Source organism: Metabacillus sp. YM-086 (assembly GCF_048059995.1).
Lineage (GTDB): Bacteria > Bacillota > Bacilli > Bacillales > Bacillaceae > Metabacillus > Metabacillus litoralis_B.
Genome location: NZ_JBLUOI010000087.1, coordinates 6,793 through 17,759, shown reverse-complemented (window position 1 = coordinate 17,759; position 10,967 = coordinate 6,793). Strand labels below are relative to the sequence as shown.

The following is a 10,967-nucleotide window of genomic DNA, read 5'->3' as shown; positions in this document are numbered from 1 at the left end:
TCATCAAATGATAGCTTCTTAGCTGTTGATTCCATTCTTATTCCCTCCTTAAAAAATTACATCTAGCCCATAAATGCTCTTTTTCCTGTATTCTTGTTAACCTACACTATTAATATGATTTCCATTAGTCGTTTCCCATTCAGGGTGAGTAATCGCTTTCATAATCTGTTTTAAGTTTACTGAAATATTCAGACATTTTATACATTTTGAAACTAATGATAGCTTTTTGAAATTAAAAAAAGCAGCGCTAGCTGCTTTTCTATTATTCATATCCATCAAGCAAATATTGTTTGTCAGCATTATATATATAGGAATATAGAGGTCTCCCAATGCCGTATGTTAATGTCTCATCAATAACTCCAATATCATTTAGGAACTTTAAATATTTCCTTACAGATACTCTCGATATCTCCGTCACCTCTGCGATAACATCCGTAGAAAAGGGTGCTTTCCCTTGTTTTTTTACCGCTTCAAGAACCGTAACAAGAGTTTTTCTTGATAACCCTTTTGGTAGAGGCTTTAAAATACCTTGATCATTATCCTCTTCTTTTACTAGTAAAAGCTGATCAAGGTCCTCTTGGTTAATTGTTCTTTGCCTTTTTAAATAAACATGTTGTTCTCGGTATGTCCTTAGGGCCTGTTCAAATCGGTCAAATTCAAAAGGCTTAATCAAGTAATCGACCGCACCATTTCTAAGAGCTTCCTGAATTTTCTCTACATCAGAAGCAGCTGTAATAAGTATGGCATCAATATCTTGTTTTTCCTCTCTAACTTTTCTGAGTAAAGATAAACCATTTTCTCCCGGCATAAATACATCTAAAAGGAGAAGGTCCACATTTTTTTCCTCAATAACATCTAAAGCTTCCTTCACACAGTTTGCGATATCCACTAATAAAAAACCATCTACTTGCTCTAAATATCGCTTGTTAAATTCTGCAACCATTGGATCATCTTCAACTATTAACACATTAATCACTTGTTGATTACCTTCCTTTATAAGGAACTTGAACAATAAATTCTGCTCCTGTTTTGATACTTAAATTAATTTGAAGTGTTCCTTCTATATGTTCCATACTTTTGTTTACTAAATATAATCCAAACCCACGATTATCTCCCTTTGTGGAATACCCCTTGGTAAATAGATGTGGAAATTGATCCTTATGAAGTCCAGGACCTGAATCCCTAACTTTTATTTGTAAAGAAGAGTCTTCATAATGAAATTTGACTTGCAAAACTCTATTATCATATTGAGCCATCGCTTCAATAGCATTATCTACTAAATTGCCAATAACCGTAATTAATTCATGGGTAATTCTTGGATCAACCGGTTCAGGAATAAGCGTATCACAATCAATGATCATTTCTACTTTATTTTCCCTTGCAAAGCTAAGCTTCCCAAGTAAAAAGCCTGCTAGTGCTGGATCTTTAATATTTTTTGTCACTTGGCCAACCTCATGTGCACCATGATTAACAACCTGAGCAATGAACTTCCTTAGCTCTTCATAGCTTTCCATTTTAATCATACCTAAAATAACATGAAGTCTGTTCATAAATTCATGAGATTGAGCTCGTAATGCATCTGCATAGGTACGAACCCCTGTTAATTGTTCAGCTAATTGATTTATTTCTGTTTTATCTCTAAAGGTGGAAATAGCTCCAACAATTTGATCGTTGACAATTAGAGGTGCTCGATTAACCAATATGGAAACCCCATTAATCGTTAACTCAACATCTTGCTCTGCTTTTCCTGTTTTCAGAACACGATCCAAGTTTGAAGATGGTAAATACTCTGTTATCTTCATTCCAATAGGCTGTGCTGGTAGTCCAGTATTTTTAAAAATGTGTAAAGCCGATCTATTTACTAGAGTAATATTCGCATCATTATCAACCGCAATAATACCCTCATGAACAGATTGCAGCATCGTATTTCTTTCTTCATGTATTTTAGCAATAGCAAATGGTTCAAGACCAAATAAAATCTTTTTTATATATCTAGCTAATAATATTGCACCTAAAATTCCAACTAAAACACCAATAATTGAGGCAATTATGATGGTACGATGCCCTCTTTCTAAAGCTTGTTCCACATTATTTAATGAGATCCCAACAGCAACTGCCCCTATTTGTTCTTGTTCATGATTATATATAGGTGTAAAAGCTCTTAATGATTGGCCCAACGTCCCTTCTGAAACCGAAACATGCTCTTTACCGTTAAGAACAGCTTCCTCATCTCCCCCTTTGAATTTTTTTCCAATTAAATCAGGGTTAGGGTGTGATTTTCTTACTGCATTCATATCCATTACAACGACAAACATAACATCTGCTGCTTTTTGAATGTCAACAGTGTAATCTTGAATCTCACTCGAATAAGGTTGGTTATTTTCTAGTCCACTTTTTACAATCACAGACTTCGCAACTGTTCTTGAGACAATCTTTGCCTTTTCTTCTTGATTTTCTCGTATTGTCTTACTTACTGTTTGACTTATTAACAAATCAGTCAGGAGCAGCGAAAGAAGCACGACTAAACAAACGAACAAAATAATGATTGTACTTAGCTTATATTTTTGCTTTATCATGTCTTCACCTCCCAGAAATTTATTATAACAGACAATATACCTCTTAATATAAACACGAAAATACTTAGAGATGAAATAAGTAATTGAAAATCCACTTACAATGACTTATAATAACTTACAAATACTTATAAACACTTAAAGAAGGGGTAACATCATGTTCCAAGAAGAACGATTAAGATCAATCCTTGCACACCTAAAAACATCCAAGCGCATTTCAATTGAAGAAATATGCGAGTTGTTTGACGTATCTAGAGATACAGCCAGAAGAGATCTTGTGAAATTAGAAGAAGATAAAGCTATTATCCGTACTCGGGGTGGTGCCATCCTTCCTTCACCTAAACATGAAATCAAAGATTACGTTAATCGTTTAAGCATGGTATCAGAAGAAAAAAGACAAATTGGCAAAAAAGCAGCATCTATTATTCATCCTGGTGATTACATTATTCTTGACACTTCAACAACTGTTCAGGCATGTGCGGAGCAGATGGAAGATGTAAAATGTACGATTATTACAAACTCAATTAATCTGGCAGACATACTAATTAAAAATTCACAAACACATATTCAACTGCTTGGAGGCGAACTCCATAAAGAACACCGCTATTTATATGGAAGCTCTGTGATCGAAAAACTATCTTATTACCATGTTGATAAGGCCTTTGTAGGTTGTGCCGGAATATCTGAGAAAGGTGTCACAGTAGCTCATGAGGAAGATGGGAATGTGATGCAAAAAATGATTCAGCAAGCTGAGCAGGTTATTTTACTAGCAGATCATACAAAAATCGGTATTACGGGGTACTTTCGATGTGCGGAACTAAACGAGATTGATTTACTTATCACTGATCGAGAGCCTAATAAAGAATTTCAAGATTTATTAGATTCTCATGGAGTTGAAATATTCATTACATCTCATAATGAGGAAGGGGAAATACTTAATGACTAAGCTTATAGCTATTGACCTTGATGGAACATTGCTAAGTAGTAAGAATGAAATCAGCATTGAAAATATCCAAGCGATAAAAGAAGCGCAAAATGCTGGTATTGAGATTGTTATCGCAACAGGTCGTGCCCATTTCGATGTTCAGGCAATTTTTAAGGATACAGACATAAAAACATGGATCATTGCAGCGAACGGAGCAACAATCTATGATCCGGAAGGTAATCTTTATCATCATCAACCAATAGATCCTACCACTGCCTATAAAGTGTTACATTCGTTGGAACAGGATGGCTTTTACTATGAAGTTTTTAGTTCTTCATGTATTTACACTCCTAATAACGGTCGAAAGCTATTACAGATTGAAATAGATCGAATTCAAAGTGCTAATCCTGATGTTTCTATTGATTCTCTAGAGGAAGCCTTATCAAAGCAATTTAGTCAAACGGGATTTACATTTATTGACTCTTACAAAGATATTAAAGAAGCTGGCACACCCGTTTATAACATTCTTGCGTTTTCCTTTTTCGAAGAGAGATTAAAAGCAGGCTGGTCAAAATATGGTCAAATTGAGGGTCTTACTATTGTGTCTTCAGCCAATCATAACTTTGAATTAGAGCATCAACATGCATCAAAAGGAATTGCTCTTGAATTACTATCTAAAAAACTAGGTATTGCTTTAGAACATACTGCAGCAATTGGTGACAGCATGAATGACCTATCCATGCTGTCTCGTGCAGGAATAGGTATCGCTATGGGGAATGCAAAAAACTCTATTAAAGAAGCAGCCGATTTGGTGACAGTAACAAATGATGAAAATGGTGTTGCTCACTTTATTCAATCTGTTTTAAGCAAGGTATAAATGCAATGAAAACATGATACAATTTTAATAAGCCAACCTTCTTCGGCGTAACACTATCATTTGTGGCGTGACGAAGGGGTTGGCTTTTTATTTATTCTTCCTTCTCTTCAATATCCTCATTAAAACTTTTATTTTTTATTCCAGATCTCATGAGATGCATATCAACATATACATCTAGTTCAGCTTTGGTAAACTCTTTATCCCATCTATCCTGTACTTCAAGAAATTTTTTGTGGTGTTGACGATTTAATGCCTCGCCAAACCCAAAAATATCAACTCCATACTCTTCTTGTACTTTTGTTATTAGAGAATTAATTTCTTTCTCTATATGCTTTTCAATCAGATCTTCATAATCTGTAAAAACATCTAACTTTGTAATATCCTTAGGACAATGGAGTCCTTGAATCCTCGCTTCACCATTTATGTTTACTTTAATATGTGGAAAACCATTTTTGTAATTGGTTTCTAAGCTTGATTTTGACATTGTTATTCGTGCATCTAAAAAGTAATCTTTAGCTTCTTCAGAATCTTCACCACATGGGATACTTAGACTTGTTTGTATTAGATCTTGAGTCCATAAATAATTCCTTGTTTCTTCTAAAGATAATGAACCAACCATCTTATCTTCATCAAAAACTACCATACCGTCCATAACAACTAGCGCTTCAGGATCAAGAGCTTTATTATTCTCAACTGTTTTTCCAGCTTCTGCATTACCCTTTATTACGAGCGATGCTGCAACAGGATTCTTTCCTTTTGAAATAATTGAAGAAATAAAATCATACAGCTTAACATTCGGATCTCCACCCCACTCATCGGTAAATGTCTCTGCTTGAGTATTAACCTTCAGGGACGGACTTTTCTGTGTTGGATAGGTAATTTTCGTGAAATCAGAGGCAGGATTTCCTTTTGTGATCATAATGTTAAAGTCATTTCGAAATTGTCCACTACGATCTAAAAAGTCTAGAAAACCAAAAAGACCTTTCCTCGCCACTTCCTCACTTATATACAAAACCCTTGTATGAGAAAAAACCAGCTTACGCGTTAATCCCTTATTCATTTTATTTGATAGCTCTGAAAGAGAATTACCTTCCATAGTATACGTAACCACCGGTGCATTACCTTGTGCACTTTGTTTTCCGAATTCAGACGAGATAATAGCTTCTACTGTCATACGATACTTTTTTTCTTCCCCTGGATCAACTGCAATACCTGATACAATTGATATTTCATCTAATTCTTCACGATCCCAACAACCTGTCATAAAAAAAGACAGAATGAGAAATAAGTATATCCATTTCTTATTCATTTTCCTTTTTCCCTTCTGATTGTTGTTGTTTAGGAGGTGATGGCTTGCTAGTATTTTTCATTTTCACTGGTGCTTTTGACATTAAATAAGACGGTCTAAATTTATCAGCCCATAACGGGAAACGAATAAACACATCTGTTTGATCTCTCAATTTAAATGGAGCCACTGGTGTTAAATATGGAATTCCAAACGTTCGTAAACTTACTAAGTGGATAACCATTACAATTAATGATAAAAAAATTCCATATAGCCCTAAAGACGCAGCCATAAAAATTAATATAAAACGTATTAGCCTAGCAGCAATTGAAAAATTATAGATTGGTGAAACAAAACTTGCTATAGCAGAGAATGCAACGATAACGACTAATACATTCGAAACGAGGCCAGCTTCTACAGCTGCTTGACCAATAACTAAAGCACCCACAATCGATAAGGTTTGACCCACAGCACGAGGCATTCGAACACCAGCCTCTCTTAATACTTCAAATGTAAGCTCCATCAGTAATATCTCAATAACAGCAGGAAATGGCACTCCCTCTCTCTGACTTTGAACACTTATTAAAAGGGAAGTCGGCATTAATTCATGATGAAAAGTCGTAATCGCCACATATAAGGAAGGGAAAGTAAGAGTAATCATAAAAGACATATAACGGATTACTCTAATAAAGCTAGTCATAAAAAACGGCTGATAATAATCCTCTGTTGACTGAAAAAAATCTGTGAAAACACTAGGAACAACTAAGACAAAAGGTGTACCATCTAGAAAAATGGCAATCTTACCAGAAAGAATATTCCCACTTATACTATCAGGTCGTTCTGTATTAAAGACCAATGGAAAAAAAGAGTAGGGTTCATCTGTTATAAACTCCTCTACGTTTCCTGTGTCTAATAGTCCCGATGCGTTAATCTTGTTAATTCTTTCTTTTACCTCACTCAGAATATCCTCATTTACAATTCCCTTCATGTAGCCAATTACAAGCTGTGTATTAGAGTCACTTCCTACATTGAACTCCTCAAACACCAATCTGGGATTTTTTATTCTTTTGCGGACCAACCCAAGATTTGTTTGAAGATCTTCAACAAAACCATCCTTAGGACCACGAATAATTGTCTGTGTACTCGGCTCTACTATTGACCGCTTCTCAGTACCGCCAATATTTAAAGCCAAAGCTTTGGTATGTTGGTCAACCATCACAACCGCAAAACCATTCAGCATGTACCAAATAAGCTGATGCAATGTTTCAGCAAATTCGTAAGATACTGCTGGAAAATATGCTTCTCGTAATAAATTCATATCTCGATAAGCTTCTTCATCCTTTTGAAAGGCAGATCTTAGTGGCTCTAGGACTTGAGAATTCAAATCTAGCTTATTTAAAGTTGTTCCTAAGTAACAAACACACCCTTCTAGGTTTCCAACTTTTATATTAATTTCCTCATAATCAGACGTTGAATGAAATATTTCTTTTATACTTTTTATATTTTTCTCTAGTGAAAAATCATATTGCTTTGGTATACCTTCTTTATCATAGAGTTCCTTCTCTGATGTTTCCCCACTATTTTTATTACTTCTTCTTCTAAATAGTGTCGAAAGTATACTCATAAGCTAGTCGTCTCCTTTTTCTTTGTTTTCCACAACAAAATAGGAAGAATGAGAATTGGGATTCCAAACTGAAATGGTAGATGTAAATAAAAGGGGACAAATACCAATCCCTCTTCTATATGCTCAATAAAATTGTGACTAATCACCACAGATATAAAAGCAACCAATGCCCCCATCGGTAACGTCATACTTCGATACGGTTTATTGATTATGTATTCAAGCCCTTTCAATCCCCCATAGAAAAACAAACTTACCTTTACAATAATTCCGAACATGACAAAAAAGACAATAATTAAATCGACTCTTTCTATAAAGTTGAGTAAAGAAATTTCCCTTGATGCACTTAATAAAGGAAATGTAGCTCTCTCCTTTAAATCTGCTCCTAATGTGGCTATTTGAATAAATGAACCATATGTAAGGATAAGTCCACTTGTTATAACCGCAGCTGCACTAACCTTCCCCACACCTTTCCTAGTACCTATGTAAGCGCCGACAATCATAAATGTAATAGCTTCACCAAATGGAAAAGTGATTAACTGTGGAAACAACGCCTTGATAATCGGTTTAAATCCATCTCCCAATACCGGACGTAAATTAGTAATCTCTAAGCCCCCCGAAAACCAAATGGCAATACCCGTTACTAATATAAAAGTTACAACATAAGGAAAAAACACCTCACTTGTTCGACCAAGTACTTCCAACCCAAGCTGAAGCATATAAATAATCACCAGCATCATCGTGATGGAGATAATCTCCAATGGAGTTACTTCAAAAATAGTCGAAACAAGTAGCTCACCAAAATCACGTAAAACCCTTGCAGATATATAAAAGAAATAAATGACATACAAAAGCGTTAAAAACTTCCCTATCCATTTTCCGAAACAAAAATGGAATATTTCAAATAAATTCTTTCCCGGTAATCTAGAAAGCAAAAAGGTATAATACAGAATGAGACCAGCTCCAAATACCGTTGCAATTATAATCGCAATCCATGCATCCTGCCTTGCATCATCCCCAATACTAACAAGTGTTGCACTTCCAATTTGAAAACAAATAATCAGAATATATAACTGCCAAAGTGAGATTTTTTCTACATATTGTTTCATGCTTATTCAAAACTTCCGATTTTCTTAAGTTTTTGTAGCTTTTCCTTTATTCCACTCACGATAGAATAGATAAACCCTATCAATAAAAAAGCATAAACCATCCATTTATTAGATCCCGGGTCTATTCCTAACAGTGTTTTAAGTTCAGTCCATAAATCTGTCTTATATAGCAATGAATCAATTTGTGCCACTAATATACTTAAGATCACAAATAATACTATCAACATCAATGTTCTCATCACAACACATCCTACATCCATATTTGTAATTGGATATATGGATTATTATGGTCAAAAAAGAACTTTTTAGTATGACCTAGTAAAGTTTTTAGTTGAATAAATAGAACTAGACAAGAAGTTGGGTGTTAAAATTTTGTCAAAACGGATAAAAATTTTGTCTGATACATAGATTGATTGTCGAAGCCATTCCATAATTAACAATTATCTATAATAATAGGTATATAAGATTTGTTTAGTATAGGGGTTATGAAAATGAATGAAACGATAAATCCGGAATTAGGACATAAAATAGACCTAGTAAGAAAGCTAATGATTACTTCTGCACAAACAAAAGGAATAAATAGTCCTGAAACAATAAAATATAGCCAAGAATTGGATCGATTAATTTTCGAAACACAATTACTACTAAAATCCTGCAGCTAGGTAAAAAGGACAGTAGCTACATGTGTATCCAATCTAGAAATAACCTGTCCTTTTTACTAGCCTAACTCTTATGCTTTCTTGGCTGAATGTGATACCACAAAACCGTGATATGTTGTTATTAATAAAAAACTAGTAGCTTATCACTACTAGTCTTTAAATAGCCTTTAAGGCAGTATTTATGTCTTCCCAAATATCCTCCCAAGCCTCAAGACCAACAGATAGCCTTAATAGCTGATTTGTTATGCCCATTTTAATCCTCACTTCATCAGGTATGACTGAATGTGTCATCGATGCAGGATGCTGAATAAGTGTTTCCGCATCACCTAAGCTGACTGCTATTGGGATAAGCTTAAGATGATTAACAAATCTCACTGTATCTTCGTAAGTGCCTTTAATTTCAAACGATAATAATCCTCCACCATTTCTCATCTGCTTTTTCATAATGTGATAGTCAGGATGATCTGAATCTCCAGGATAATAGACATTCTTAATTTTAGAGTGTTTCTTAAGACTTAAAGCAATTTTCTCGGCATTTTCACTATGTCGATCCATTCTAACAGCTAGTGTTTTTATTCCTCTTAACAACAGCCAAGCATCAAACGGTGCAATAACGCCGCCTATATCCTTTTGTACCGTACCCTTTAAAGTCTTAATTAGATCGTGACTACCAACAACTACACCCGCTACAACATCCCCATGACCACCAATATATTTCGTGCCACTATGAATGACAAGGTCACATCCTAAAGAAATAGGCTTTTGAAGATAAGGAGTTGAAAAAGTGTTGTCTACTACCACTTTGACTCCCTTTTCATTTGCAATTGCTGTTACTTTTTCTAAATCAATTAATCTCATTGTAGGATTTATTGGTGTTTCAATATAAATACACGCTGTATTTTCTTTTATTTGCGAACATATCTCTTCAGTTGTAGATAGGTCTGAGAATGAATACTCGATATGGTATTTATTTTTCAACAATTGGAGTAGTCCAAAGGTGCATCCATATATTCCTTTTGAGCATAAAATATGGTCATTACTTTTTGTCAAACCAATAAGAGCGGCAGAAACTGCTGCCATTCCTGATGAAAAGGCAAGAGCCGCTTCCCCATCTTCTAACTGAGCTATCCTCTCTTCTAACACCGCAACTGTAGGATTTGAAAGTCTGGAATAGACATAGCCCTCTTCTTCTCCAGAAAACCGCTTTGCTCCCTGTTCTAATGTAGAAAATGTAAAGGTGGATGTTTGGTAAACTGGTGGTGTTAAGCTATCACTATGTTCTTTCGGGTCATATCCAGCATGAATTGCTTTTGTAGAAAACTGATGATGAGCATTTCGATTCATAGTACTCCCCCTTCAAACTTTGTAAAGAGCACCTGTACATATTTTCTTAGGCTCCTTTCTATAGATTATTACTAACGTGTTCGTCCGGTTCCTTTAACTAGATAGATAAAGTACTTGGATAAAGTAAAAAAGATAGGGGATTCCCGCTATCTTGTCCATTTATCTATTACAGGCATTATCACAATTCAGGTCATTTTCAAGAAGAACTTTTTACTTTTTTTGGATCTTACGAATGGTTTTTTACTACTCCTCTATGTAAAAGCATGCATATTTCTTATTTACGTATGCTTTTTTTCCCTTTTCATCAAAAATCGATACGTATATGGAAAATAGTTACAACTTTATTCACTTTTAGGATCTATTTTTACTTTTTTTGGATCTTACGAATGGTTTTTTACTACTCCTCTATGTAAAAGCATGCATATTCCTTATTTACGTATGATTTTTTTCCCTTTTCATCAAAAATCGATACGTATATGGAAAATAGTTACAACTCTATTCACTTTTAGGATCTATTTTTACTTTTTTTGGATCTTACGAATGGTTTTTTACTACTCCTCTATGTAAAAGCATG

The 10,967-nt window shown here is 34.7% G+C and carries 10 protein-coding genes; 3 read left to right on the top strand and 7 right to left on the bottom strand.

What is annotated here, in order from left to right; all coding sequences use genetic code 11:
* Nucleotides 1-262: 262 nt before the first annotated feature.
* Together ACEWK1_RS23855 and dcuS are read right to left on the bottom strand one after the other, a co-directional pair.
* Entirely contained in the window at nt 263-976 is a 714-nt protein-coding gene (locus ACEWK1_RS23855; protein WP_247347094.1) for a response regulator, read from the bottom strand.
* A gap of 7 nt (nt 977-983) precedes the next feature.
* Complete coding sequence (gene dcuS / locus ACEWK1_RS23850) at nt 984-2,576, bottom strand: DcuS/MalK family sensor histidine kinase (protein ID WP_247339413.1); 1,593 nt, start codon at nt 2,574-2,576, stop codon at nt 984-986.
* A 154-nt stretch (nt 2,577-2,730) separates the two neighbouring features.
* On the opposite strand from dcuS, the gene ACEWK1_RS23845 reads away from it, so the two are divergent.
* A complete protein-coding gene (locus ACEWK1_RS23845; protein ID WP_247339411.1) occupies nt 2,731-3,519 on the top strand; it encodes a DeoR/GlpR family DNA-binding transcription regulator in 789 nt (262 codons plus the stop codon).
* The gene (locus ACEWK1_RS23840) at nt 3,512-4,375 is read left to right on the top strand and encodes a Cof-type HAD-IIB family hydrolase (RefSeq protein ID WP_247339409.1); all 864 of its coding nucleotides are present in this window, start codon (nt 3,512-3,514) and stop codon (nt 4,373-4,375) included. Before ACEWK1_RS23845 ends, ACEWK1_RS23840 begins: the two co-directional genes overlap by 8 nt.
* Before the next feature lie 91 nt (nt 4,376-4,466).
* On the opposite strand, the gene ACEWK1_RS23835 is transcribed toward ACEWK1_RS23840, so the two are convergent.
* The 4 genes from ACEWK1_RS23835 to ACEWK1_RS23820 are packed head-to-tail and all read right to left on the bottom strand — an operon-like array spanning nt 4,467 to nt 8,629.
* Nucleotides 4,467-5,684 carry a Ger(x)C family spore germination protein gene (locus ACEWK1_RS23835; RefSeq protein WP_247339407.1) on the bottom strand — a complete coding sequence of 406 codons (1,218 nt, stop codon included), beginning with the start codon at nt 5,682-5,684 and terminating at the stop codon, nt 4,467-4,469.
* A complete protein-coding gene (locus ACEWK1_RS23830; RefSeq protein WP_379053489.1) occupies nt 5,677-7,284 on the bottom strand; it encodes a spore germination protein in 1,608 nt (535 codons plus the stop codon). The genes ACEWK1_RS23835 and ACEWK1_RS23830 overlap by 8 nt, the downstream gene beginning before the upstream one ends.
* Entirely contained in the window at nt 7,281-8,390 is a 1,110-nt protein-coding gene (locus tag ACEWK1_RS23825; RefSeq protein ID WP_247339404.1) for a GerAB/ArcD/ProY family transporter, read from the bottom strand. The genes ACEWK1_RS23830 and ACEWK1_RS23825 overlap by 4 nt, the downstream gene beginning before the upstream one ends.
* Nucleotides 8,391-8,392: 2 nt before the next feature.
* Entirely contained in the window at nt 8,393-8,629 is a 237-nt protein-coding gene (locus ACEWK1_RS23820; protein WP_247339402.1) for a hypothetical protein, read from the bottom strand.
* A gap of 252 nt (nt 8,630-8,881) precedes the next feature.
* On the opposite strand from ACEWK1_RS23820, the gene ACEWK1_RS23815 reads away from it, so the two are divergent.
* Nucleotides 8,882-9,052: an aspartyl-phosphate phosphatase Spo0E family protein gene (locus ACEWK1_RS23815; RefSeq protein WP_121664371.1), complete on the top strand. Its 171-nt coding sequence runs from the start codon at nt 8,882-8,884 to the stop codon at nt 9,050-9,052.
* Between the two features lie 153 nt (nt 9,053-9,205).
* Here ACEWK1_RS23815 and megL read toward each other — a convergent pair whose 3' ends face one another.
* Complete coding sequence (gene megL, locus ACEWK1_RS23810) at nt 9,206-10,393, bottom strand: methionine gamma-lyase (RefSeq protein WP_416636731.1); 1,188 nt, start codon at nt 10,391-10,393, stop codon at nt 9,206-9,208.
* Nucleotides 10,394-10,967: the final 574 nt, after the last annotated feature.

What these genes read in the sequence shown, in the direction of transcription:
- dcuS (WP_247339413.1), bottom strand. Translation starts at nt 2,576, where the DNA reads ATGATAAAGCAAAAATATAAGCTAAGTACAATCATTATTTTGTTCGTT.
- ACEWK1_RS23845 (WP_247339411.1), top strand. Translation starts at nt 2,731, where the DNA reads ATGTTCCAAGAAGAACGATTAAGATCAATCCTTGCACACCTAAAAACA.
- ACEWK1_RS23840 (WP_247339409.1), top strand. Translation starts at nt 3,512, where the DNA reads ATGACTAAGCTTATAGCTATTGACCTTGATGGAACATTGCTAAGTAGT.
- ACEWK1_RS23835 (WP_247339407.1), bottom strand. Translation starts at nt 5,684, where the DNA reads ATGAATAAGAAATGGATATACTTATTTCTCATTCTGTCTTTTTTTATG.
- ACEWK1_RS23830 (WP_379053489.1), bottom strand. Translation starts at nt 7,284, where the DNA reads ATGAGTATACTTTCGACACTATTTAGAAGAAGAAGTAATAAAAATAGT.
- ACEWK1_RS23825 (WP_247339404.1), bottom strand. Translation starts at nt 8,390, where the DNA reads ATGAAACAATATGTAGAAAAAATCTCACTTTGGCAGTTATATATTCTG.
- ACEWK1_RS23820 (WP_247339402.1), bottom strand. Translation starts at nt 8,629, where the DNA reads ATGAGAACATTGATGTTGATAGTATTATTTGTGATCTTAAGTATATTA.
- ACEWK1_RS23815 (WP_121664371.1), top strand. Translation starts at nt 8,882, where the DNA reads ATGAATGAAACGATAAATCCGGAATTAGGACATAAAATAGACCTAGTA.
- megL (WP_416636731.1), bottom strand. Translation starts at nt 10,393, where the DNA reads ATGAATCGAAATGCTCATCATCAGTTTTCTACAAAAGCAATTCATGCT.